This is a genomic window from Pseudomonas sp. BN607, assembly GCF_029871175.1.
In the GTDB taxonomy this organism is placed as follows: domain Bacteria; phylum Pseudomonadota; class Gammaproteobacteria; order Pseudomonadales; family Pseudomonadaceae; genus Aquipseudomonas.
The window spans coordinates 129,514-152,429 of record NZ_SSOE01000056.1 but is presented as its reverse complement, the minus strand read 5'-3'; the positions used below and the strand labels follow the sequence as shown (position 1 = coordinate 152,429).

The window sequence follows — 22,916 nt, the reverse complement described above, 5'->3', positions numbered from 1 at the left end:
ACGGGTACTGCGCAGGGCTCAGGCGTTTTGCGGTCCCTGTGGGCGCGTGGTTATCCGCGAAAAGGCCGGCACAGTCATCGCGCTTTGGCGTTCCATGCGCGGAACAAAGGCTCCGCCAGAAACAGTACGAACAGCAGCCGCATCACCTGCAGCGCCGTCACCAGTGGCACCGACAATTGCAGGGTCTCGGCCGTCAGGCTCATCTCGGCAATCCCGCCTGGCATCATTCCCAGCGTCAGCGAACGCAAGTCCAGTGAAGTCATCACGCTCAACACCCAGGCCGCACAGCCGGCAATCGCCATGCACAACGCCGTCGCCACCAGCGTACGCCCCAGGAACGAGGGTGCGCGGCGGAAGAACGCACGGTTGAAGTGACAGGCCAGGCCACTGCCGATCAACCACTGGCCAATCTGGCTGGCGCCATTGGGCAGCGCAATTTGCAGGTTGCCCGCCAGGCTTACCGTGGCCGCCACCAGCAATGGCCCGAACAGCCACGGGTTGGGCTGGCGCAAGCGCTGCCAGAGCAATGCCACCGCAACACCCAGCGGAGCAATGAGTACCAGCCAGCCCCAGCTCACGCTACCTGAGTGGTTCAGCGGTACCCCATCACCCAGCAGGAACTTGAACAACGCCGGTATGCACAGCACCACGGCCAGCACCCGCAGGCTTTGCGCCGCTGCGACCTGGCTGAGCACCGCGCCGTTGCGTGCGCCAAGGTTGACCATTTCCCCCGAGCCGCCGGGCATGCTGGCGAAGAACGCCGTGGCGCGGTCTTCACCGGTACGCCGCAGCAGCCACACGCTGATCACGCTGGACAGGGTGGTGAACAGCGCACCGAAGAAGATCAGCGCGAAGTGGCTGGCCACCTGCTCGATCACCGCCGGGGTGAAGTGCAGGCCGATGCCGACACCGATGATCCACTGGCCGCATTTGCGGCCATTGGGGATTTCCGGGAGTTGCCAGGGCGTCAGGCAGCGCACCAGGATGATCGTCAACAGCGAACCGACCATCCACGGCAAAGGCCAGCCGACCTTGCTGGCGGCAAAACCGCCAGCAAGGCCGACCAGCCCGGTCGCAACGAACAGCGGGAAAGACCGATCAGGCATCGGCCATGGCCCGCCGCTGCTGGGCGCGTTTACGCCAGGTGCGCAGCAGCGGCAGGGTCAGCATGCAGAGGGTCAGTACCCATACCGACATGCTGATCGGGCTGGACCAGAGAATGCCTAGCTCACCGTTGGAAATCGACAGCGCCCGGCGCAGGTTCTGCTCCATCAGCCCGCCGAGGATGAAGCCCAGCAGGATCGGCGACAGCGGGAAGTCCAGCTTGCGCAGGATATAGCCCATGATGCCGATGCCGACCATCAGGAACAGGTCGAAGGTGGTGGCATGCACGGCATAAACGCCGATCGCGGTGATGATGGCAATTACCGGCACCAGCGCCCAGTTCGGCACGGCGAGGATGCGGGTGAAGATGCGGATCATCGGGATGTTGAGGATCACCAGCATGATATTGGCGATGAACAGCGAGGCGATCAGGCCCCAGACGATGTCTGGCTGTTGTTCGAACAGCAGCGGTCCGGGGGTGATGTTGTACAGGGTCAGTGCACCGATCATCACCGCTGTGGTGCCGGAGCCCGGTACCCCGAGGGTCAGCATGGGCACCAGTGCGCCACAGCAGGATGCACCAATGGCGGTTTCCGGGGCAGCCAGGCCACGGGCATCGCCTTTACCGAAAGTGCCTTTTTCACCGGCCATGCGCTTTTCGGTCATGTAGGCCACGGCACTCGCCAGTGTTGCCCCGGCGCCAGGCAGAACACCCATGACGAAGCCCAGCAGCCCGCAGCGGATGTTGACCGCGAACACCGACGCGGCTTCCTTGAAGTTGAACAGCATGCGGCCGGTAGCCTTGACCGCCTGGTGACCGTGGTGGGTCTTTTCCAGCAGCAGGAGGATTTCGCTGATCGAGAACAGGCCCAGCACCAGCACCACGAACTGGATGCCATCGGCCAGGTGTACGCTGTCACCTGTGAACCGGTACACGCCGCTGTTGGCATCGATACCGACTGCCGACAGGAACAGGCCGATCAGTGCGGCGATGAAGGTTTTCAGCGGCTTGTCACCGGCCATGCCGCCAAGGGCGACAATGGCGAACACCATCAGCACGAAGTATTCCGCCGGGCCGAAGGCGATGGCCCATTTCGCCAGCAGCGGGGCAAACAGCACCATGCCGCAGGTGGCGATGAAGGCGCCGATGAACGAACTCCAGGCCGACAGCGACAGCGCCACGCCAGCCAGGCCCTGGCGGGCCATGGGGTAACCGTCGAGGGTGGTCATCACGGTCGAGGCTTCGCCTGGGATGTTCAGCAGGATCGAGCTGATGCGCCCGCCGTATTCGCAGCCCAGGTAAACCGCGGCCAGCAGGATCAGTGCCGACTCAGGCGGCAGGCCCAGGGCGAAGGCGATGGGAATCAGCAGTGCCACGCCGTTGATCGGGCCCAGACCGGGCAGCAGGCCAACCACGGTGCCGATCAGGGTGCCGGACAGGGCGGTGACCAGGTTGTAGGGGGACAAGGCGACGCCGAAGCCCTGGCCCAGGTAGCTCAAGGTATCCATGTGTCAGTTCTCCAGTACGCTCAGCAGGCCAAGGGGCAGGGGCACGTCCATCACGCGGTCGAACAGCCAGTAGAGGAAGACGCTCATGCACACCACCACGACGGCGCTTGGCAGCCAGCGGCCGCCATACAGGCGCGCCATGGGCAGGCCAACGAGGATGGCGCTGAGGATGAAGCCGAGGAGCTCGAAGGTGGCTGCGAAGATGACCAGCAAGCCGACACAGGCGGCGATCTTGATCAGGGTCTCGCGGTCCAGCTCCGGTTCGTCGTCCTTGCGCACGATTGGCGTGGGGCGGAACACCAGGTACAGCAGGCCCAGGCCCATCAGCCCGAGCATCAGCAGTGGGTAGGCGCGCGGGCCTACTGGTTCGTAGGAGAATGCTGCCTGGTAGGGCCAGGCCATCACGGCCAGGGCGGCACACACCGCCAGCAGGGCCAGGGCGAAGATGCGTTGCAGGATCATGAAGAAATCCTCGTTGGGAACGCGCAAGCGAGATGCAAATCCTGTGAGAGCGGCCGCAAGGCCGCTCTCACAGGGATCGTGGTGAATCCGGCAGGCTTACTGGATCAGGCCAAATTCCTTGGCCAGCGCCTTGTAGTCAGCCACCTGCTTCTTCACATAGCCGTCCAGTTCTTCGCCGGTCATGGCGAACGGGAACAGCTCGCGCTGGTCACGCAACTTGGCGAAGTCTTCCGAGGCCAGCATCTTGTCGAACGACTGCTTCCACCAGGCGTAATCCTCGTCGCTGACCTTTGGCCCCAGGTAGAAACCGCGTACCACTGGCCATACGATGTCGTAGCCCTGTTCCTTGGCGGTGGGGATGTCTTTCATCTCCGGCTCGTCCAGGCGGTTTTCAGAGAACACCGCGAGGATGCGCATGTTGCCGGCCTGGATGTGCGGCATGGAGTCGGAAATATCGGTAGAGCCGACCTGGATATGCCCGCCCAGCAGTGCCGTGGCGATTTCGCCACCGCCCTCCAGGGCCACGTAACGCAGGTCGCGCGGGTTGATACCGGCAGCCTTGGCGATCAATGCGGTCTGCATCCAGTCCTGGCTGCCGACGGTGCCGCCGGAGCCGATCACGACCTTGCTCGGGTCTTTCTTCAGCGCCGCGACCAGGTCATCGAGGGTCTTGTAGGGTGAATCGCTTTTCACGGCGATGGCGCCGTAGCTGGTGCCGACGGCCGCCAGCCATTTCACTGCGTTCTCGTCGAAGCGGCCGAACTTGCCCTGGGCCAGGTTCAGCAGCGAGCCGCTGGACCACGCCACCAAGGTGCCGGCATCGGCCGGGCGTTGGGCGACCACGGCGTTGTAGGCCACCGCGCCGACACCGCCGGGCATGTACGTGACACGCATCGGCTTGCTGAGGATCTTTTCCTGCACCAGCGCGCTTTGCACCAGTTTGCAGGTCAGGTCGAAACCACCGCCAGGCGAGGCAGGGGCGATGCATTCGGGGCGTTTCGGTTCGGCAGCGAGGGCGTTGCCGGCCAACAGCAGGCAGCCGGTAGCGAGGACGAGGCGGCGCAGTGAAAAGGTCATCGTCGATCTCCGTGAGTTGTTGTTATCGGGTTACTGCTATTGGCTTACCAAAGGGCCACGCTGTAGCTCACCAGCAGCCGCACTTCGTCGGCATCGCGGGCGAAGTTGGAGCGGAAGGTGGCGTTGCGCAAACGCACGGCGACGTTCTTCAACGGGCCGCTTTGTACCACGTACTTCAGTTCGGTGTTGCGCTCCCACTCCTTGCCTTCACCACCGGCGGCACGGCTGACGTTGTCGCCGCTGATGTAGCGGGTCATGAAGGTCAGGCCCGGTACACCGAGGGCGGCAAAGTTGTAGTCGTAGCGCGCCTGCCAGGAGCGCTCGTCGGCACCGGCGAAGTCGTTGATCTGGACGAAGTTGACCAGGTACGGGTCGGCGCCATCGACATACGGGAAGGCGCTGTCGCCGGACAGTTGCTGCCAGGCGGCACTGACCTTGTGCCCGCCCAGGGCGTAGCTGAGCATGCCGTTGACCGTGGTGTTGTCGATGTTGCCGGCCTTGGCGGCGCCAGCGTCGTCGCTGACCGCCAGGCGCAGGTCGGCGCCGAAAGTGCCTGGGCCCCACGGCTGGGTGGCGACCATGCCGATGAAGTGCTGGCGGTAGATATCGTCGAGCTGGGCGAAGTGGTAGCTGCCGGTGATGCGGTCGGTGAACTGGTAGTCGAGGCCACCCAGGCTAAGGTTGTCGGCGCTGAACGAGCCACCGAAGCGGCCGTTCTTGTTGTTCAGGGCCAGGTCTTCCCAGTTGGTGTCGTTGCGGTCCTTGGCCTTGTCCAGGCGCCCGCCGGTGAAGGTCAGGCCCTTGATTTCCTTCGAGGTCAGCAGGCCGCCTTCGAAGGTTTGCGGCAGGATGCGCCCATCGTTGGGCTGCAAGGTCGGCAGTTCCGGGATCAGCGTGCCGATCTTCAGTTCGGTCTGCGAGATCTTCACCTTGCCGGTCAGGCCAAGTTTGGAGTATTCGTCGGCAGCCTTGCCGTCATCGTGGGTCGGCAGCAGGCCGGTATCGGTGCGGTCGGGGCTGGAGTCGAGCTTGATGCCGAGCATGCCCAGTGCGTCCAGGCCGAAGCCTACGGTGCCCTCGGTGTAGCCCGACTCGAAGTTGAGCATGAAGCCCTGGGCCCATTCGTCGCGCTTGGATTGTTGCGCGCTTGTGCCGTCGCGAAAGTCGCGGTTGAAGTACATGTTGCGGGTTTCGAAGGTGGCCGTGCTGTCTTCGAAGAAGGCGGCCTGGCTCATTGGGGCGACACCGGCAAGCGCAAGGGCGCTGGCGATGGCGGAGGGGCGTGCGGCAAACGAACGGGTAGGCGCGAACGCCTGCGGCTGCGATGACAGCATCGTCGATGACTCCGTTTATTGTTCTTATTCGTTGCACCTTGCTGGTGCTTTTTTCGGCGCGAAGCGCGACCGTGGTGCGATGCTAGGCAACGAACCTTTCGCTAACCTTTCAGCGTGAAAGGTTTGTTACAAGGGGCTTCACAGGCTTGACGACAGCGGTACACTCCGCGCCACCGCCCCACCCGAGCAGGAGAATCCGATGCGTGTGCTGCTGGTCGAAGACCACCTGCAACTGGCCGAAAGCGTTGCCCAAGCCTTGAAAAGCCACGGCCTGACCGTGGATGTACTGCATGACGGCGTGGCTGCCGACCTGGCCCTGGCCAGCGAGGAATATGCGGTGGCCGTGCTGGATGTCGGCCTGCCGCGCATGGACGGTTTCGAGGTGCTGGCGCGTCTGCGTGGCCGTGGCAAGACCTTGCCAGTGCTGATGCTGACCGCACGCAGCGACGTCAAGGACCGGGTCCATGGTTTGAACCTGGGCGCGGACGATTACTTGGCCAAGCCGTTCGAGCTGACCGAACTGGAAGCCCGCGTCAAGGCCCTGCTGCGGCGCAGCGTGCTGGGTGGCGAGCGCCAGCAACGTTGTGGTCCGCTGGTGTATGACCTGGACACCCGGCGCTTTTCCCTGGGCGCAGAAAACCTGACCCTGACCTCCCGGGAGCAGAGCGTCCTGGAAGCGCTGATCGCCCGCCCGGGCCGGGTGATGAGCAAGGAACAGTTGGCTGCCCAGGTATTCGGCCTGGACGAAGAGGCCAGCCCCGACGCCATCGAAATCTACATCCACCGCCTGCGCAAGAAGCTTGATGGCCAACCGGTGGCCATCGTCACCTTCCGCGGCCTGGGTTACCTGCTCGAGCACCGTGATGCGTGACAATGGCAGCCTGCGCGGGCGCCTGCTCGGCAATCTGGCGTTGCTGCTGGTGGTGCTGATGCTGGCCAGCGGCCTGAGTGCCTACTGGAACGGCCGCGAGGCCGCCGACACGGCGTATGACCGCACCTTGCTGGCCTCGGCGCGGACCATCGCCGCCGGCCTTTCGCAGCGCGATGGGTCGTTGAGCGCGGACGTGCCCTATGTGGCCCTGGACACCTTTGCCTACGACAGCGCCGGGCGCATTTACTACACCGTGCTGGATATCAAGCAGCGGCTGATTTCCGGCTACGAGAACCTACCGCCGCCGCCGCCGGGCACACCGCGTACCGACGACTACCCGGCGCTGGCGCGGTTCTACAACGCCACTTATCTGGGCCAGGACGTCCGCGTGGTCAGCTTGCTGAAGCCGGTGAGCGAGCCGAACATGAACGGCATGGCGGAAATCCGCGTAGCCGAGACCGAGGAAGCGCGGGTGCGCATGGCCCGTGGGTTGATGGCTGACACCCTGCTGCGCCTGGGAATGCTGGCGTTGGGCGCGTTGGTGATGGTGTGGTTTGCCGTAAGTGCTGCATTGCGGCCGCTGGAGCGCCTGCGTACGGCAGTGGAAGAGCGCCAGCCGGACGACCTGCGGTCGTTGCCGGTGGTGCAGGTGCAACGGGAGTTGAGCCCCCTGGTGCGGGCCTTGAACCACTTTACCGAACGCTTGCGCGGCCAGTTCGAGCGCCAGGCGCAGTTCATCGCCGATGCGGCCCACGAACTGCGTACACCGCTGGCGGCCCTCAAGGCGCGGGTCGAACTGGGCTTGCGCTCGTCCGAGCCGCAGGAGTGGCGGCAGACCCTGGAGTCTGCGGCCCAGGGGACCGATCGCCTGACCCACCTGGCCAATCAGTTGCTGTCGTTGGCGCGAGTCGAGAACGGCGCCCGGGCGATAGCCGAAGGTGGTGCCCAGCGTCTGGACCTGAGCCAGCTGGCGCGGGAGCTGGGCATGGCCATGGCACCACTGGCGCACAAGCGCGGGGTGGCGTTGGCGCTGGAGGCTGAGGCGCCGGTGTGGCTGAAAGGTGAGCCGACGTTGCTCAACGAATTGTTGAGCAACCTGGTGGACAATGCCCTGGCGCATACGCCGGCGGGCGGCAACGTGATTTTGCGGGTTTTGGCGCCGGCCGTGCTGGAGGTGGAGGATGACGGGCCGGGGATTCCCGAGGCCGAGCGCGAGCGGGTGTTCGAGCGCTTCTACCGCAAGAGTGCGCAGGGCAGCGGGTTGGGGCTGGCGATCGTTGGCGAGATCTGCCGGGCGCACCTGGCGCAGGTGAGCCTGCATGATGGTGGCAAGGGTGGGTTGCGGGTGCGGGTGAGCTTTATCGCTGATTGACGGGTTGCCTGTGCTGGCCCTGGCGCCAGCATCGGCTTACACGGCTCAGCGCAACATGCTCCGCGCCTCGAGTAACTCATCTACCTCCAGCTCGGTACCGAACGGCAGGCCAAGGTGGCGGTAGGCCGGCAGTGCTGCCAACGGCCGGTTACGGCCGCGTTGGCTGATGCAGCGGGCGATTTGCACGATGTCGATGTAATCGACCTTGTCAGTCTGCCGGTCCAGGTCCTGCATCTGGCTTGGCAAGTTGACCAACTGCTCCGGAAACTCCCACAGCTTGAGGATCTTGTCACCCAGCACTGGCTGGATCTGCTCGATCACGTAATGCAGGCATACCGGGTCGGACAACAGCTCATTGTGCTCTTCGGCATAGATCAGCACCGGTAGGGCGCCAATCTGGTTGACCAACCCGCCAAGGGTGGCCTGGTCCGGCTTGAGGTGGGTGTAGCGTCGGCATATTTCGTAGCTGATACCTGCCACTTCCAAGCTGTTGGCCCAGATATCCCGCAATTTTTGTTCAACTGCCGGCGAGCGTGCGTGGAAGATCTGCTCGATTACCAGGCCAATGGCCAGGTTGCAGCTGTAGTTGATGCCCAGCCGCGTGATCGCAGTGTGCAGGTCGGTAACCTCGACCGCCGCGCGCAGCAGCGGGCTGTTGACGACTTTGATCAGGCGCGCTGAAAGGGCCGCGTCGCGACCTATCACCTTGCTCAGGGCCGCTACGCTGATCTCGCTGTCTTCTGCCGCCTCGCGGATGCTCAAGGCAACCTCGGGCAGGGTTGGCAGGACCAGGTCATCCTTTTCGATGGCGTCGAGCAATTGTGCTTGAACCATCTCGGCCAGCTTGTTCATGGGCGTGTCTACCGCAGTGGTGGTGCGGCCCCGCCGCAGGGCGGGGCAGGCTGGTCAGCGCTGGATTTCTCGGTCGCGGTCCAGTTCGTAAGGCAGGGTCAGCACTTGCAGGCGAGGGCCTTCCAGGCTGCCCAGGTGCAGGTTGTCGTCCTCAACCGCTTCGGCACTGAGTACCGCAAGCAGTTCGCAGCCTGCGCCGTTGCCGGCAGCAATCACCACTTCACCGACTGACGAACCATGAGTGGGCGAGAAAATCTCGGCCCCTGGGGCAGGGATGGCCTGCTGGTCCAGGGCCAGGCGATACTGACGACGCTTGAGCTTGCCAAGGTACTGCATGCGCGCGACGATTTCCTGGCCGGTGTAGCAGCCCTTCTTGAAGCTGACACCATCGACCGCTTGCAGGTTGATCATCTGGGGGATGAACAGCTCACGGGTTGGCCCCATGACCTGGCCGATACCGGCGCGAACCTGGCCCAGCAGCCAGTCGTTGAGGCTGCCTTCGGGCAGGGCAGCAGCGAGCGCCTGGCGCACCGGCTCGGCGTTGTCTGCCGGTGCCCACAGCTCTACGCGGCCAGGGGACACGGTAATGGCGATCAGCCCTTCATGGCGTACGGTACTGCCAGCGGCAGCAGGCACATCGAGCCCCAGGGCCTGAAGTGCCGCTGCGCCACCCTGCAGGCCGAAGCGCACCCAGGCGGGGCTTTCGTCGGTCAGCGTGGCCTTGGAGAACACGGCGTATTTCTTCAGATCGGCCAGTTGCGCGTCCAGCAGCTCGCTGGCCATGGCCAGCAGGTAGCCATTGCCTTCGGGCAAGATGCGGAAGCTCGACTGCATGCGCCCCTTGACCATACAGCGAGCGCCGAGGCTGGCATATTCCTGGCTGAGGTAGTTGATGTTGCAGGTCAGCTGGCCTTGCAGGAACTTGCCTGCATCGGAGCCGCGGACGGCGAGAATGCCCTCGTGGGACAGGGGGCAGAAGAAAGCGGAATCGGCCATGGGTCATCGCGGTGGCTAAAGACTGGCGGCCATCATAGAACGCCGGTAACAAAATAGGTAGTTGACTAGACCAACGCCCGGTGTCGCTTCGCTCGGCGGGCTGTATACTGGCGGGCCATTCGAGGAGGGCCCCATGGTCGAACAAACTGAACTCAACCGGCTTTTCTGGCACAGCCGCCGCGGCATGCTGGAACTGGACGTGCTGCTGGTGCCTTTCACCCAGGAAGTCTACCCCAGCCTCAACGAAACTGACCGCGAACTCTATGTGCGTCTGTTGAGCTGCGAGGATCAGGACATGTTCGGCTGGTTCATGGAGCGCACCGAGTCCGAGGACCCGGAGCTGCAACGCATGGTCCGCATCATTCTGGACCGTGTCCAGCCCAAGTGATTGCTTTGAATGCCGGTGGCAAGGCTCGCGCCTGCTGCTGGTGGCCTATATGGCTTGCCAGGTACTCGCCTGGCTTGTCGTATGGGCGAGCCCGCTGCCCGCGTGGTTGGCTTTTTCTATTGTTGCCTTCTGTATTGCCCACGCTGGCTGGGCGATTCCTCGACGAATTCTTTTGACCCATGAGCATGCCATTATCGGCCTGCGCCGTGATGCGCGCGGCTGGCAGGTGTTCAGCCGTGGTTGTGGCTGGCAGCCGGTGCGGTTGTGCCGGGATAGCGTAGCGTTGCCACGGTTGGTGGTTTTGCGCTTTGAGCGGGTGGGCCGAAGGGTGGGGGAGAGCCAGTGCATACCGCAGGATGCGCTTGGGGCTGACGAGCATCGGCGCCTGCGGGTGCGGTTGAAGTTCAGCCGGCGGCGCTGGGCTGCGGTGAGCCGGGCCTAGATCAAGCTCGGCTTAGCTTCATCGCGGGCAAGCCCGCCCCCACAGGTCCCCCCGCAGGCTTGAGGCTGATGCAGTGCCTTGGGACACAACTGGCTTGCTCAATTTCTAGAATCTAGTGCGACCCCTGTGGGAGTGGGCTTGTCCCGCGAGCACGGGCGAAGCCCGTGCCATGCACCGTGTTGGATTTTTCGCGGGGCAAGCCCGCTCCCACAGGTACCCCGCAGGCTTGAGGCTGATGCAGTACCTGAGGAAACAACTGGCATGCCCAATTTCTAGAATCTAGTGCGCCCCCTGTGGGAGTGGGCTTGTCCCGCGAACACGGGCGAAGCCCGTGCCATACACCGTGTTGGATTCTTCGCGGGCAAGCCCGCTCCCACAGGTCCCCCCGCAGGCTTGAGGCTGATGCAGTACCTGGGGAAACAACTGGCTTGCTCAATTTCTAGAATCTAGCGCAACCCCTGTGGGAGCGGGCTTGTCCCGCGAACACGGGCGAAGCCCGTGCCATGCACCGTGTTGGATTCTTCGCGGGACAAGCCCGCTACGGCCGCGACGCGGTTTTCAGCGCGGGCTGAGGATGGTGTCCTTGGCCTCGTCCAGCATCCCCGGGTAATCCAGGGTGTAGTGCAGCCCGCGGCTTTCCTTGCGCTGCATCGCCGACAAGATCATCAATTCGGCTACCTGCGCCAGGTTGCGCAACTCGATCAGGTCACGGCTGACCTTGTAGTTGCTGTAGAACTCGTCGATTTCATCCAGCAGCAAACGAATGCGATGCTGCGCCCGCTGCAACCGCTTGCTGGTGCGCACGATGCCCACGTAGTCCCACATGAAACGCCGCAGCTCGTCCCAGTTGTGCGCAATGATCACATCCTCGTCCGAATCGGTAACCTGGCTGGCGTCCCAGCCGGGCAGGGCCTTGGGCATGGCCACCTGCTCCAGGTTCGCCTCGATGTCGGCAGCAGCGGCGCGGCCATAGACGAAGCACTCCAACAGCGAGTTGCTGGCCATGCGGTTGGCACCGTGCAGGCCGGTGAAGCTGGTTTCGCCAATGGCATACAGGCCCGCCACGTCGGTGTGGCCACGCTCGTCGACCATCACCCCGCCGCAGGTGTAGTGCGCCGCTGGCACCACCGGGATCGGCTGGCGGGTGATATCGATACCGAACCCCAGGCAGCGCTCGTAAACGGTGGGGAAGTGGCTCTTGATGAAGTCGGCCGGCTTGTGGGTGATGTCCAGGTACACGCAGTCCACGCCCAGGCGCTTCATCTCGTGGTCGATGGCGCGGGCGACGATGTCTCGCGGAGCCAGCTCTTCGCGTGGGTCGAACCGCGGCATGAAGCGTTCACCGTTGGGCAGGCGCAGCAGGGCGCCCTCGCCACGCAGCGCTTCGGTGATCAGGAAACTTTTTGCCTGCGGGTGGTACAGGCAGGTCGGGTGGAACTGATTGAACTCCAGGTTCGCCACCCGGCAACCGGCCCGCCAGGCCATGGCGATGCCGTCGCCGCAAGCACCGTCGGGGTTGCTGGTATAGAGGTAGACCTTGGCCGCGCCACCCGTGGCCAGTACGGTGAATCGCGCGCCGAAGGTGTCCACCTCACCGGTGTTGCGGTCGAGCACGTAGGCACCCAGGCAGCGCTCGCCGGGCAGCCCAAGGCGCCGTTCGGTGATCAGGTCGACTGCTACGCGCTGTTCCAGCAACTGGATATTCGGGCGCAGGCGAGCCTGTTCCAGCAGCGTGGTAAAGATCGCCGCACCGGTAGCGTCGGCAGCATGGATGATGCGTCGGTGGCTATGGCCGCCCTCACGGGTGAGGTGGAACTCGAAGCCCCCATCGTCGACGCTGTAGTGTTCATCGCGGGTAAAGGGTACACCTTGCTCGATCAGCCACTGGATGGCTTCGCGGCTGTGTTCGACGGTAAAACGCACCGCGTCTTCATGGCACAGGCCACCGCCGGCATTGAGGGTGTCCTCGACATGCGACTGCACGGTATCGGTATTGTCCAGCACGGCGGCGACACCGCCCTGGGCCCAGAACGTCGAGCCATTGGCCAGGTCGCCCTTGCTCAGCACGGCTACGCGCAGGTGGCTGGGGAGGTTAAGTGCCAGGCTGAGACCGGCGGCACCGCTGCCGATCACCAGGACATCATGTTGGAATTGTTGGCTCATGTCGGGACACTAGTAATCTTTGGAAGGGGCACGGCACAATAGTCACGCGCCGATGGCATTGTGAAACTATCGTTAAACTGGGCCGGGTTGCCTTTATAGCAGCCCCGGGTGGCCAATTTCCATGCCACTTGCCAGGTTGCGTCAACCTTTGTGGGAACTTTCCGACATGGCCGGAAATCCTATGAAGGCTGCCCGCACGCCACAATTTGCCGCGGCGACGCAGGGCGGCAGGCCTAACCGGGCTGACCCCTGCGTATTCGAAACCTGATTATCGACGTAGCCGGCCGTGACCGCGCCGCGTCTTCCGTGCTAGCCGACCAAGGGCAGCAGGAAACTTGCTTGGAGGGGAGAACTTTTGCGCAAAGCCCGAGTCTATGGTTGCAAGCCTGAACGATGGCTGATGCAACGCTCCTTCGAGTTCACTGAGGAGTGTTCATGCTAACCCAGGAAGAGGATCAGCAGCTTGTCGAGCGCGTGCAGCGTGGTGACAGGCGAGCGTTCGATCTGTTGGTGCTGAAGTATCAGCACAAGATTCTCGGGTTGATCGTGCGGTTCGTTCACGATACCCACGAGGCCCAGGATGTAGCACAGGAAGCCTTCATCAAGGCCTACCGTGCGCTTGGCAACTTCCGCGGCGACAGTGCGTTTTATACGTGGCTGTACCGCATCGCCATCAACACGGCGAAGAATTACCTGGTGTCCCGTGGAAGACGGCCGCCAGACAGTGATGTGAGCTCCGAGGATGCGGAGTTTTACGACGGCGATCATGGCCTCAAGGATCTCGAGTCCCCAGAGCGCTCGTTGTTGCGGGATGAAATCGAAGGCACCGTCCATCGGACCATCCAGCAACTGCCAGAGGACCTGCGCACGGCATTGACCCTGCGCGAGTTCGACGGACTGAGTTACGAGGACATTGCCAGTGTCATGCAATGCCCGGTGGGTACCGTGCGCTCTCGAATCTTCCGCGCTCGGGAGGCCATAGACAAAGCCCTGCAGCCGTTGTTGCAGGAAACCTGAGACAGCGGCGACAGCCAAGAGAGGAACCGCCATGAGTCGTGAAGCTTTGCAGGAATCGCTGTCCGCGGTGATGGATAACGAAGCGGACGAACTGGAATTGCGTCGGGTGTTGAACGCCGTCGACGATGCCGAAACCCGTGCTACCTGGTCGCGTTACCAGGTTGCCCGTGCAGCCATGCACAAGGAGCTGCTGCTGCCTAACCTGGATCTCGCTTCGGCGGTATCTGCCGCGCTGGCTGACGAAGCCGTGCCGGCCAAGGTCAATAAAGGGCCTTGGCGCAGCATTGCCCGTCTGGCGGTTGCTGCTTCGGTTACCGTGGCCGTACTGGCTGGCGTACGTATGTACAACCAGGACGAGATCACTGGCGCCGAGCTGGCTGCCCAGCAACCTGCTCAGCAGGGCCTGAGCGTGCCACAAGCACAGGGCCCAGCCGTTTTGGCAGGCTATAGTGAAAGCAGTGAGCAACCGACCGGGCCGATGGCCAACGGCGTGCTGCAGAACCAGGCCGGCTGGGATCAGCGTCTGCCAGGCTACCTGCGCCAGCATGCCCAGGAGTCTGCGCTGAAGGGCACTGAAACCGCATTGCCCTACGCTCGCGCCGCTAGCCTGGAAAACCGTTAAGTAAGGAGGATCATGCGCGCGCTACCTCTCTTGTCGCTGCTGATTGGCAGCTGCATGACGGTGCCAGCGTTGGCGGCCAATTCTTCGCCCGAGGCGAGCGAGTGGCTGAACAAGCTGGCACAGGCCGAGCAAAAGCAGAGCTATCAAGGCTCTTTTGTCTACGAACGTAACGGCAGCTTCTCCTCCCATGACATCTGGCACAGGGTCGAAGGCGGCAAGGTCAGCGAGCGGCTGTTGCAGCTCGATGGCGCCGCCCAGGAAATCGTGCGCGTGGATGGCAAGGTGGAATGCGTGAGCGGGGCCCTGGCCAGCAGTGTCTCGGCACCCCCGGACACCTCGTCACGTGTGCTTGATCCCCTCAAACTGATGAGCTGGTACGACTTGAACGTGGCGGGCAAGTCACGGGTCGCCGGGCGCGACGCCGTGATTGTCACGCTTACCCCGCGGGACCAGCATCGCTATGCCTTCGAATTGCACCTGGATAAAAAAACCGGCCTGCCGCTGCGCTCGTTGATGCTCAACGACAAAGGGCAGTTGCTGGAGCGCTTCCAGATGACCCGCCTTGATACCGACGAACTGCCCAGTGATGCCGACATGCGTCCCGGGGCAGAGTGCAAGCCGGTGCGGCATGCCACGGCTACCAGCGACGACAGCGTCGCCGGCTGGCGCTCGGACTGGCTGCCGCCGGGCTTCGAGCTGGTCAACAGCTCGATGCGCAGCGACCCCAAGCGCAACAGCTCGGTCAGCAGCCTGATGTATGACGACGGCCTGGCGCGTTTCTCGGTGTTTCTCGAGCCGGTAAATGATGACGGCGGTACCGACATGCGCACCCAGCTGGGCCCGACTTCGGCGGTTTCACGTCGCCTTAACACCCCCAAGGGTAAGGTGATGGTGACCGTGGTCGGCGAAATTCCGCTGGGTACGGCAGAACGCGTCGCCCTCTCGATGCGCCCTCAGGACGCTCAGGCACGCCAGTAAAGGCGGGCCTTTGCGGGCTGTGCCAAGGTAGGCGGACATGCGGCTGAAATGAAATTAAAGCATTGTCATTTGCAATCCATCGGTAAATTTCCTATAGGTCAGGCTCTCAGGAGCCTGGCCTTTCCTGCTTTGTGCAGGGGCCTTTCTAAACTACCGCTCGTTGTGACGGGAGCCGTATGTCAATACCACGCTTGAAATCCTACCTAACGATGTTCGCCGCCGTGCTGATGCTCGGCCAGGTGCTCAGCGCCCAGGCCGAGGAAGCCCTGCCGGACTTCACCACCTTGGTCGAGCAAGCCTCGCCGGCGGTGGTCAACATCAGTACCAAGCAGAAGCTACCGGACCGCCGCGTCGCCCAAGGCCAGATGCCGGACCTGGAAGGGCTGCCGCCAATGTTCCGCGAGTTCTTCGAGCGCAACATGCCCCAGCAGCCGCGCTCGCCGCGCGGTGACCGCCAGCGTGAGGCGATGTCGCTGGGCTCGGGCTTCATCATTTCCAGCGATGGCTACGTGTTGACCAACAATCACGTGGTGGCCGACGCCGACGAGATCATCGTTCGCCTGTCGGACCGCAGTGAGCTGCAGGCCAAGCTGATCGGCACCGATCCGCGCACCGACGTGGCCCTGCTCAAGGTCGAGGGCAAGAACCTGCCGACCGTGAAGCTGGGTGATTCCGAAAAGCTCAAGGTGGGCGAGTGGGTCCTGGCCATCGGTTCGCCGTTCGGCTTCGACCATTCCGTGACCAAAGGTATCGTCAGCGCCAAGGGCCGTACCTTGCCGAATGACACCTACGTACCGTTCATCCAGACCGACGTGGCCATCAACCCGGGTAACTCCGGCGGCCCGCTGTTCAACATGAAGGGCGAAGTGGTGGGTATCAACTCGCAGATCTTCACCCGTTCCGGCGGTTTCATGGGCCTGTCGTTCGCTATCCCGATCGACGTGGCGATCGACGTTTCCAACCAGCTCAAGAAGGACGGCAAGGTCAGCCGCGGCTGGCTGGGCGTGGTGATTCAGGAGGTCAACAAGGACCTGGCTGAATCCTTCGGCCTGGACAAGCCGGCTGGTGCCCTGGTGGCGCAGGTGCTGGAAGACGGCCCCGCAGCCAAGGGCGGCCTGCAGGTGGGTGACGTGATCCTGAGCATGAACGGCCAGCCGATCGTCATGTCGGCCGACCTGCCGCATCTGGTCGGCAGCCTCAAGGACGGCGAGAAGGCCAAGCTGGAAATCATCCGCAACGGCAAGCGCCAGAACCTGGAGGTTGCCGTGGGTGCAATGCCGGATGACGACGCGGAGATCGGTACCGGCGCCGAAGGCACCGCCGAGCGCAGCAGCAACCGCCTGGGGGTATCGGTAGCCGACCTGACCGCAGAGCAGAAGAAATCCCTTGAGCTCAAGGGCGGCGTGGTCATCAAGGAAGTCCAGGATGGCCCGGCTGCGCTGATTGGTCTGCGCCCGGGCGATGTCATCAGCCACCTGAACAACCAGGCCATCGGTTCGGCCAAGGAGTTCACCGAAATCGCCAAGGAACTGCCGAAAAACCGTTCGGTGTCGATGCGTGTGCTGCGTCAGGGCCGCGCCAGCTTCATTACCTTCAAGCTCGCTGAATAAGCGGCTTGGCAAGGCGAAAAGGGCAGCTTCGGCTGCCCTTTTTCATGAATCTTCACAATTGAGTGAAGCATTGCTGTGTACAGTCGGACAGAGGAATCTCCCATAACCCAGCAGCTTAAGGTACAATTCCCGGCTATTTTTCGGCGGGCGTCCGGCTCGCAGCCTTTTCGAGTGTTGACCCGTGAGTGATTTGAGTCATATCCGCAATTTCTCCATCATCGCCCACATCGACCATGGCAAGTCGACGCTGGCCGACCGTTTCATCCAGATGTGCGGTGGCCTGTCGGCACGCGAGATGGAAGCCCAGGTGCTCGATTCCATGGACCTGGAGCGCGAGCGCGGTATCACCATCAAGGCCCACAGCGTCACGCTTCACTACAAGGCGCAGGACGGCAAGACCTACCAGCTGAACTTCATCGACACCCCCGGCCACGTCGACTTCACATACGAAGTCTCGCGCTCGCTGGCGGCCTGCGAAGGTGCACTGCTGGTTGTCGACGCCGGCCAGGGCGTCGAAGCCCAATCCGTGGCCAACTGCTACACCGCCATCGAGCAGGGCCTGGAGGTCATGCCGGTCCTGAACAAGATGGACCTGCCCCAGGCTGACCCGGACCGCGTCAAGGACGAGATCGAAAAGATCATCGGCATCGACGCCACCGACGCCGTGGCGTGCAGCGCCAAGAGCGGCATGGGCGTGGACGAGGTGCTCGAGCGCCTGGTGCACTCGATCCCTGCGCCGGTAGGCGAGATCGATGCACCGCTGCAAGCGCTGATCATCGACTCCTGGTTCGACAACTACCTTGGCGTGGTCTCGCTGGTGCGCGTGCGCCAGGGCCGGGTCAAGAAAGGCGACAAGATCCTGGTCAAGTCCACCGGCAAGGTGCACCTGGTCGACAGCGTCGGTGTATTCACCCCGAAACACACCCAGACCGCTGATCTGAAAGCCGGCGAAGTAGGCTTCATCATCGCCAGCATCAAGGACATTCACGGTGCTCCGGTGGGTGACACCCTGACCCTGTCCTCGACCCCTGAGGTCGAAGTGCTGCCAGGCTTCAAGAAAATCCAGCCGCAGGTCTACGCCGGCCTGTTCCCGGTGAGCTCCGACGACTTCGAAGACTTCCGCGATGCCCTGCAGAAGCTGACCCTGAACGATTCGTCGCTGCAGTACATGCCGGAGAGCTCCGACGCCCTGGGCTTCGGCTTCCGTTGCGGCTTCCTCGGCATGCTGCACATGGAGATCATCCAGGAGCGCCTGGAGCGCGAATACGACCTGGACCTGATCACCACCGCGCCAAGCGTGATCTACGAGCTGGAACTGAAAACCGGCGAAACCATCGTCGTCGACAACCCGTCCAAGCTGCCGGACGTGTCGGCCGTGGCCGACTTCCGCGAGCCGATCGTCACCGCGACCATCCTGGTGCCGCAGGAGCACCTGGGTAACGTCATTACCCTGTGCATCGAAAAGCGTGGCGTACAGCGCGACATGCAGTTCCTCGGCAGCCAGGTGCAAGTGCGCTATGACATGCCGATGAACGAGGTGGTACTGGACTTCTTCGACCGCCTCAAATCCACCAGCCGCGGCTATGCTTCGCTGGACTATCATTTCGATCGCTACCAGTCGGCCAACCTGGTCAAGCTGGACGTGCTGATCAACGGCGACAAGGTCGATGCCTTGGCATTGATCGTGCACCGCGACAATGCGGCTTACAAAGGCCGTGCATTGACCGAGAAGATGAAAGAACTGATCCCTCGGCAGATGTTCGATGTGGCGATCCAGGCAGCCATTGGCGGCCAGATCATTGCGCGGACAACCGTCAAGGCGCTCAGAAAGAACGTACTGGCTAAGTGCTACGGCGGTGACGTCAGCCGTAAGAAGAAGCTGCTTGAGAAGCAGAAGGCCGGTAAGAAACGCATGAAGCAGGTGGGCAACGTGGAAATTCCACAGGAAGCCTTCCTTGCCGTGCTCAGGTTGGATAGCTAGGTCCTATGTCGCTAAATTTCCCGCTGTTGCTGGTTATCGCCGTATTCGTCTGCGGTCTGCTGGGCTTGATCGACCTGCTGTTCCTGGCCCCGCGCCGGCGTGCGGCAATTGCCAACTATCAGGGCAGCGTAAGCCAGCCCGAGTTGGCCGTGGTCGAGCGCCTGAACAAAGAGCCGTTGCTGGTCGAATACGGTAAGTCGTTCTTCCCGGTACTGTTCATCGTGCTGGTGCTGCGCTCGTTCCTGGTCGAGCCGTTCCAGATTCCTTCGGGTTCGATGAAACCGACCCTGGAGGTGGGCGACTTCATCCTGGTGAACAAGTTCTCGTACGGTATTCGCTTGCCGGTGATCGACAAGAAGGTCATCGAGGTGGGTGATCCGCAGCGCGGGGATGTAATGGTATTCCGCTACCCGAGCGACCCCAACGTCAACTACATCAAGCGTGTAGTGGGCCTGCCGGGCGATGTGGTGCGCTACACCAACGACAAGCGGTTGTTCGTCAACGGTCAGCCGATTGCCGAACAACTGGTGGGCAGCGAACCGGGCACCCTGGGCAGCGCCGAGCTGTACAAGGAAAAGCTCGGCGAGGCCGAACACCTGATCCGCAAGGAAATGAGCCGTTATCGCATGCCGCCGGACCAGCAGTGGACCGTACCGGCAGGCCATTACTTCATGATGGGCGACAACCGCGACAACTCCAACGACAGCCGTTTCTGGGATGACCCGAACATTCCCAAGGAACTGCACGGCATGGTTCCGGACCGGAACATCGTCGGCAAGGCCTTCGCAGTCTGGATGAGCTGGCCAGAGCCGAAACTCAGCCACCTGCCCAACCTGTCGCGGGTCGGCCTGATCCATTGATACCCTTCGGCGCTGTCCAGCAGACAGCGCCGAATGCATTTCTGACATAGGCTGTGTTCTCAGGGATCGGGAGATTCGCCGCACATCGCGCGGCGGACCACAGCCAAACAGTCTTTCAGGATGTTGATTTGAACAACGCGTTGAACAACCAACGGGTGGCCGCATGAGTGCTTCCCTTGCCCATCTCGAGCGAAAGCTCGGTTACACCTTCAAGAACCAGGACCAGATGCTCCTGGCGCTGACCCATCGCAGCTACGCCGGGCGTAACAACGAGCGCCTGGAGTTTCTCGGTGACGCCATCCTCAACTTCGTTGCAGGCGAAGCGCTGTTCGAGCGCTTCCCGCAGGCCCGCGAAGGCCAGCTTTCGCGCCTGCGTGCCCGCCTGGTCAAGGGTGAAACCCTGGCTCGTCTGGCCCGTGGCTTTGACCTTGGTGAGTACCTGCGCCTGGGTTCCGGTGAACTCAAAAGCGGCGGTTTTCGCCGTGAGTCGATCCTGGCCGATGCCCTGGAGGCGCTGATTGGCGCCATCTACCTGGACGCGAACATGGAAACGGCCCGCGAACGCGTACTGGCCTGGCTGGCAGACGAGTTCGAAGGTCTGACCCTGGTCGACACCAACAAAGATCCGAAAACCCGCCTGCAAGAGTTCCTGCAGTCGCGCAGCTGTGAGCTGCCGCGTTACGAAGTAGTGGATATCCAGGGTGAACCGCACTGCCGGACCTTCTTCGTCGAATGCGAAGTGGTGCTGCTGAACAACAAGAGCCGTGGTCAGGGCGTCAGCCGGCGTATTGCCGAGCAAGTCGCTGCCGCGTCTGCACTGATCGCCCTGGGCGTGGAGAATGGCAATGACTGATAGCAACCCGACCCGCTGTGGCTACGTAGCCATTGTCGGCCGCCCCAACGTCGGCAAGTCGACCCTGCTCAACCACATCCTCGGTCAGAAGCTGGCGATTACCTCGCGCAAGCCGCAGACCACCCGGCACAACATGCTCGGCATCAAGACCGAAGGTGATGTGCAGGCGATCTATGTCGATACCCCGGGCATGCACAAGGCCAACGACAAGGCGCTGAACCGCTACATGAACCGCAACGCCTCGGCGGCCCTCAAGGACGTCGACGTGGTTATCTTCGTGGTCGACCGTACCAAGTGGACCGACGAGGACCAGCTGGTTCTGGAGCGCGTGCAGTATGTGACCGGCCCGCTGATCATCGCGGTCAACAAGACCGACCGCATGGAAGAGAAAGCCGAGCTGATTCCGCACCTGCAGTGGCTCCAAGAGCAACTGCCGAACGCCGAGGTGATGCCGATTTCCGCGCAGCAGGGGCACAACCTTGAAGCGCTGGAAGCACAGATCGCCAAGCACCTGCCCGAGAACGATCATTTCTTCCCCGAAGACCAGATCACCGACCGTAGCAGCCGCTTCCTCGCCGCCGAACTGGTACGCGAGAAAATCATGCGCCAGTTGGGTGCGGAGCTGCCGTACCAGATCACCGTCGAAATCGAGGAATTCAAGCAGCAGGGCCATGTGCTGCACATCCACGCCCTGATCCTGGTGGAGCGCGACGGCCAGAAAAAGATCATCATTGGCGACAAGGGTGAGCGCATCAAGCGTATCGGTTCCGAGGCGCGCAAGGACATGGAAGTGCTGTTCGACTCCAAGGTCATGCTCAACCTGTGGGTCAAGGTGAAGGGCGGCTGGTCCGATGACGAGCGCGCACTGCGTTCGCTGGGCTACGGCGACCTGTAAGCCGCGCGCCGCTCCCACAAGGGCGAGTGCAACCCTCGGGGCGAGTGATTCTTAATGGAACAACCTGTCGGCCAGCCAGCCTATGTGCTGCACAGCCGTGCCTACAAGGAAACCAGCGCGCTGGTGGACTTTTTCACCCCGCAGGGCCGCATGCGCGCCGTGCTGCGTCGTGCACGCGGCAAGGGTGGCAGCCTGGTGCGGCCGTTCGTACCCCTGGAGCTAGAGCTGCGGGGGCGCGGCGAGCTAAAGAATGTCGGTCGCATGGACAGCAGCGGCATCGCCGCCTGGCTGCATGGCGATGCGCTGTTCAGCGGGCTGTACCTGAATGAGTTGCTGATGCGGCTGCTGCCCGCCGAAGCACCGTTTCCGGCAATTTTCGACCACTACACCCTGACCTTGCAGGCCCTGGGCGAAGGCCGCCCGCTGGAACCTCTGCTGCGTTCGTTCGAATGGCGGCTGCTTGATGAGCTGGGGTATGCGTTTTCATTGAGCCAAGACGTCAACGACCAGCCTATCGCTGCCGACGGTCTGTATCGCCTGCGCGTGGATGCCGGCCTGGAGCGGGTCGAGCTGTTGCAGCCCGGCCTGTTTCGCGGGATCGAGTTGCTGGCCCTGGCTGAAGCCGACTGGGACGCACCTGGCGCGTTGCTCGCCGCGAAGCGCCTGATGCGCCAGGCGCTGGCCGTTCACCTGGGGGCAAAACCCCTGGTCAGTCGCGAACTGTTTCGCAAGCGCTGATCACGACGTATGCTGTGTGGCTCAATCTTCAGGAGAGCCTTTCGTGACTCACAGCAACCGCATGCTTCTTGGCGTCAACATCGACCACGTGGCGACCCTGCGCCAGGCCCGCGGCACGCGTTACCCTGACCCGGTCAAGGCTGCTCTGGATGCCGAGGAAGCAGGCGCCGATGGCATCACCGTGCACCTGCGCGAAGACCGCCGGCACATCCAGGAGCGTGATGTGGTGCTGCTCAAGGATGTGCTGCAGACCCGCATGAACTTCGAGATGGGCGTCACCGAAGAGATGATGGCCTTTGCCGAAAAGATTCGCCCGGCGCACATCTGCCTGGTACCGGAAACCCGTCAGGAACTGACCACCGAAGGTGGCCTGGACGTTGCGGGGCAGGAAGCACGGATCAAGGCGGCGGTGGAGCGCCTGGCGCGTACTGGTGCCGAGGTTTCGTTGTTCATCGATGCAGACGAGCGGCAGATCGAGGCTTCGCGTCGGGTAGGCGCGCCGGCCATCGAGTTGCACACCGGCCGTTATGCCGATGCCGAAACCCCGACGGAAGTGGCGCAAGAGCTCCAGCGCATTGTCGATGGCGTGGCTTTTGGCGTGGGCCAGGGGCTGATCGTCAATGCCGGCCATGGCCTGCATTACCACAATGTGGAGGCGGTGGCGGCGATCAAGGGCATTAATGAGTTGAACATTGGCCATGCGCTGGTGGCACATGCCCTGTTCGTTGGTTTCAAGGCTGCTGTAGCCGAGATGAAGGCGCTGATCGTCGCGGCTTCGCGCTGATTTATTGG

Annotated in this window: 22 protein-coding genes; 14 read left to right on the top strand and 8 right to left on the bottom strand. The window is 62.7% G+C overall.

Annotation, left to right across the window (positions count from 1 at the left end; translation table 11 throughout):
* Window positions 1-74 precede the first annotated feature (74 nt).
* The 5 genes from E8E68_RS14605 to E8E68_RS14585 all read right to left on the bottom strand — a co-directional run bounded on the left by E8E68_RS14605 (window position 75) and on the right by E8E68_RS14585 (window position 5,486).
* Window positions 75-1,106 (bottom strand): AbrB family transcriptional regulator, encoded by a 1,032-nt coding sequence (locus E8E68_RS14605; protein ID WP_280342439.1) that lies wholly within the window; start codon window positions 1,104-1,106, stop codon window positions 75-77.
* Window positions 1,099-2,613 (bottom strand): tripartite tricarboxylate transporter permease, encoded by a 1,515-nt coding sequence (locus E8E68_RS14600; protein WP_110742707.1) that lies wholly within the window; start codon window positions 2,611-2,613, stop codon window positions 1,099-1,101. Before E8E68_RS14600 ends, E8E68_RS14605 begins: the two co-directional genes overlap by 8 nt.
* Before the next feature lie 3 nt (window positions 2,614-2,616).
* A complete protein-coding gene (locus E8E68_RS14595; RefSeq protein ID WP_266031773.1) occupies window positions 2,617-3,075 on the bottom strand; it encodes a tripartite tricarboxylate transporter TctB family protein in 459 nt (152 codons plus the stop codon).
* 96 nt (window positions 3,076-3,171) lie between these two features.
* Entirely contained in the window at window positions 3,172-4,152 is a 981-nt protein-coding gene (locus tag E8E68_RS14590; RefSeq protein WP_110742709.1) for a tripartite tricarboxylate transporter substrate binding protein, read from the bottom strand.
* Window positions 4,153-4,196: 44 nt separating this feature from the next.
* Window positions 4,197-5,486 carry an OprD family porin gene (locus E8E68_RS14585; RefSeq protein ID WP_280342432.1) on the bottom strand — a complete coding sequence of 430 codons (1,290 nt, stop codon included), beginning with the start codon at window positions 5,484-5,486 and terminating at the stop codon, window positions 4,197-4,199.
* A gap of 199 nt (window positions 5,487-5,685) precedes the next feature.
* Here E8E68_RS14585 and E8E68_RS14580 point away from each other — a divergent pair, with 199 nt between their 5' ends.
* Together E8E68_RS14580 and E8E68_RS14575 are read left to right on the top strand one after the other, a co-directional pair.
* Complete coding sequence (locus E8E68_RS14580; RefSeq protein WP_110742711.1) at window positions 5,686-6,357, top strand: response regulator; 672 nt, start codon at window positions 5,686-5,688, stop codon at window positions 6,355-6,357.
* The gene (locus tag E8E68_RS14575; RefSeq protein WP_266031771.1) at window positions 6,350-7,729 is read left to right on the top strand and encodes a sensor histidine kinase; all 1,380 of its coding nucleotides are present in this window, start codon (window positions 6,350-6,352) and stop codon (window positions 7,727-7,729) included. The genes E8E68_RS14580 and E8E68_RS14575 overlap by 8 nt, the downstream gene beginning before the upstream one ends.
* A 45-nt stretch (window positions 7,730-7,774) precedes the next feature.
* Here E8E68_RS14575 and E8E68_RS14570 read toward each other — a convergent pair whose 3' ends face one another.
* On the bottom strand, window positions 7,775-8,581 hold the full coding sequence (locus tag E8E68_RS14570) for an HDOD domain-containing protein (RefSeq protein WP_266031770.1): 807 nt from the start codon (window positions 8,579-8,581) through the stop codon (window positions 7,775-7,777).
* A 54-nt stretch (window positions 8,582-8,635) separates the two neighbouring features.
* A complete protein-coding gene (locus E8E68_RS14565) occupies window positions 8,636-9,577 on the bottom strand; it encodes a folate-binding protein YgfZ (RefSeq protein WP_110742714.1) in 942 nt (313 codons plus the stop codon).
* A gap of 133 nt (window positions 9,578-9,710) precedes the next feature.
* Between E8E68_RS14565 and E8E68_RS14560 the strand changes: the two genes are divergently transcribed.
* Both E8E68_RS14560 and E8E68_RS14555 read left to right on the top strand, forming a co-directional pair.
* Window positions 9,711-9,965: a succinate dehydrogenase assembly factor 2 gene (locus E8E68_RS14560; protein WP_110742715.1), complete on the top strand. Its 255-nt coding sequence runs from the start codon at window positions 9,711-9,713 to the stop codon at window positions 9,963-9,965.
* Entirely contained in the window at window positions 9,949-10,407 is a 459-nt protein-coding gene (locus E8E68_RS14555; RefSeq protein WP_266031768.1) for a protein YgfX, read from the top strand. Before E8E68_RS14560 ends, E8E68_RS14555 begins: the two co-directional genes overlap by 17 nt.
* A 558-nt stretch (window positions 10,408-10,965) precedes the next feature.
* Here the strand turns inward: E8E68_RS14555 and nadB are convergent.
* Complete coding sequence (gene nadB, locus E8E68_RS14550; protein ID WP_110742717.1) at window positions 10,966-12,570, bottom strand: L-aspartate oxidase; 1,605 nt, start codon at window positions 12,568-12,570, stop codon at window positions 10,966-10,968.
* A 435-nt stretch (window positions 12,571-13,005) separates the two neighbouring features.
* Between nadB and rpoE the strand changes: the two genes are divergently transcribed.
* From rpoE to pdxJ, 10 genes are all read left to right on the top strand, one after another.
* Window positions 13,006-13,587, top strand: a complete 582-nt coding sequence (gene rpoE, locus E8E68_RS14545) for an RNA polymerase sigma factor RpoE (RefSeq protein ID WP_003252049.1) — start codon at window positions 13,006-13,008, stop codon at window positions 13,585-13,587.
* 31 nt (window positions 13,588-13,618) lie between these two features.
* Complete coding sequence (locus E8E68_RS14540) at window positions 13,619-14,209, top strand: RseA family anti-sigma factor (protein ID WP_110742718.1); 591 nt, start codon at window positions 13,619-13,621, stop codon at window positions 14,207-14,209.
* 12 nt (window positions 14,210-14,221) lie between these two features.
* The gene (locus tag E8E68_RS14535) at window positions 14,222-15,187 is read left to right on the top strand and encodes a MucB/RseB C-terminal domain-containing protein (protein WP_266028807.1); all 966 of its coding nucleotides are present in this window, start codon (window positions 14,222-14,224) and stop codon (window positions 15,185-15,187) included.
* A 176-nt stretch (window positions 15,188-15,363) separates the two neighbouring features.
* Window positions 15,364-16,797 carry a DegQ family serine endoprotease gene (locus E8E68_RS14530; RefSeq protein ID WP_110742720.1) on the top strand — a complete coding sequence of 478 codons (1,434 nt, stop codon included), beginning with the start codon at window positions 15,364-15,366 and terminating at the stop codon, window positions 16,795-16,797.
* A gap of 181 nt (window positions 16,798-16,978) precedes the next feature.
* Window positions 16,979-18,778 carry a translation elongation factor 4 gene (lepA, locus tag E8E68_RS14525; RefSeq protein ID WP_266028805.1) on the top strand — a complete coding sequence of 600 codons (1,800 nt, stop codon included), beginning with the start codon at window positions 16,979-16,981 and terminating at the stop codon, window positions 18,776-18,778.
* Window positions 18,779-18,783: 5 nt separating this feature from the next.
* Window positions 18,784-19,638 (top strand): signal peptidase I, encoded by an 855-nt coding sequence (gene lepB, locus E8E68_RS14520; protein WP_110742721.1) that lies wholly within the window; start codon window positions 18,784-18,786, stop codon window positions 19,636-19,638.
* Window positions 19,639-19,801: 163 nt separating this feature from the next.
* Window positions 19,802-20,491, top strand: coding sequence for a ribonuclease III (gene rnc / locus E8E68_RS14515; protein ID WP_110742722.1), 690 nt, complete (start codon window positions 19,802-19,804; stop codon window positions 20,489-20,491).
* On the top strand, window positions 20,484-21,386 hold the full coding sequence (gene era / locus E8E68_RS14510; protein ID WP_003252061.1) for a GTPase Era: 903 nt from the start codon (window positions 20,484-20,486) through the stop codon (window positions 21,384-21,386). Before rnc ends, era begins: the two co-directional genes overlap by 8 nt.
* 54 nt (window positions 21,387-21,440) lie before the next feature.
* Window positions 21,441-22,124, top strand: coding sequence for a DNA repair protein RecO (recO, locus tag E8E68_RS14505; protein ID WP_266028803.1), 684 nt, complete (start codon window positions 21,441-21,443; stop codon window positions 22,122-22,124).
* Window positions 22,125-22,167: 43 nt separating this feature from the next.
* Window positions 22,168-22,908 (top strand): pyridoxine 5'-phosphate synthase, encoded by a 741-nt coding sequence (pdxJ, locus tag E8E68_RS14500; protein WP_266028802.1) that lies wholly within the window; start codon window positions 22,168-22,170, stop codon window positions 22,906-22,908.
* Window positions 22,909-22,916 lie beyond the last annotated feature (8 nt).

Excerpts from the sequence above, each read along its gene's own strand:
- E8E68_RS14605 (WP_280342439.1), bottom strand. The coding sequence starts at position 1,106 with ATGCCTGATCGGTCTTTCCCGCTGTTCGTTGCGACCGGGCTGGTCGGC.
- E8E68_RS14600 (WP_110742707.1), bottom strand. The coding sequence starts at position 2,613 with ATGGATACCTTGAGCTACCTGGGCCAGGGCTTCGGCGTCGCCTTGTCC.
- E8E68_RS14595 (WP_266031773.1), bottom strand. The coding sequence starts at position 3,075 with ATGATCCTGCAACGCATCTTCGCCCTGGCCCTGCTGGCGGTGTGTGCC.
- E8E68_RS14590 (WP_110742709.1), bottom strand. The coding sequence starts at position 4,152 with ATGACCTTTTCACTGCGCCGCCTCGTCCTCGCTACCGGCTGCCTGCTG.
- E8E68_RS14585 (WP_280342432.1), bottom strand. The coding sequence starts at position 5,486 with ATGCTGTCATCGCAGCCGCAGGCGTTCGCGCCTACCCGTTCGTTTGCC.
- E8E68_RS14580 (WP_110742711.1), top strand. The coding sequence starts at position 5,686 with ATGCGTGTGCTGCTGGTCGAAGACCACCTGCAACTGGCCGAAAGCGTT.
- E8E68_RS14575 (WP_266031771.1), top strand. The coding sequence starts at position 6,350 with ATGCGTGACAATGGCAGCCTGCGCGGGCGCCTGCTCGGCAATCTGGCG.
- E8E68_RS14570 (WP_266031770.1), bottom strand. The coding sequence starts at position 8,581 with ATGAACAAGCTGGCCGAGATGGTTCAAGCACAATTGCTCGACGCCATC.
- E8E68_RS14565 (WP_110742714.1), bottom strand. The coding sequence starts at position 9,577 with ATGGCCGATTCCGCTTTCTTCTGCCCCCTGTCCCACGAGGGCATTCTC.
- E8E68_RS14560 (WP_110742715.1), top strand. The coding sequence starts at position 9,711 with ATGGTCGAACAAACTGAACTCAACCGGCTTTTCTGGCACAGCCGCCGC.
- nadB (WP_110742717.1), bottom strand. The coding sequence starts at position 12,570 with ATGAGCCAACAATTCCAACATGATGTCCTGGTGATCGGCAGCGGTGCC.
- rpoE (WP_003252049.1), top strand. The coding sequence starts at position 13,006 with ATGCTAACCCAGGAAGAGGATCAGCAGCTTGTCGAGCGCGTGCAGCGT.
- E8E68_RS14540 (WP_110742718.1), top strand. The coding sequence starts at position 13,619 with ATGAGTCGTGAAGCTTTGCAGGAATCGCTGTCCGCGGTGATGGATAAC.
- E8E68_RS14535 (WP_266028807.1), top strand. The coding sequence starts at position 14,222 with ATGCGCGCGCTACCTCTCTTGTCGCTGCTGATTGGCAGCTGCATGACG.
- E8E68_RS14530 (WP_110742720.1), top strand. The coding sequence starts at position 15,364 with ATGTCAATACCACGCTTGAAATCCTACCTAACGATGTTCGCCGCCGTG.
- lepB (WP_110742721.1), top strand. The coding sequence starts at position 18,784 with ATGTCGCTAAATTTCCCGCTGTTGCTGGTTATCGCCGTATTCGTCTGC.
- rnc (WP_110742722.1), top strand. The coding sequence starts at position 19,802 with ATGAGTGCTTCCCTTGCCCATCTCGAGCGAAAGCTCGGTTACACCTTC.
- era (WP_003252061.1), top strand. The coding sequence starts at position 20,484 with ATGACTGATAGCAACCCGACCCGCTGTGGCTACGTAGCCATTGTCGGC.
- recO (WP_266028803.1), top strand. The coding sequence starts at position 21,441 with ATGGAACAACCTGTCGGCCAGCCAGCCTATGTGCTGCACAGCCGTGCC.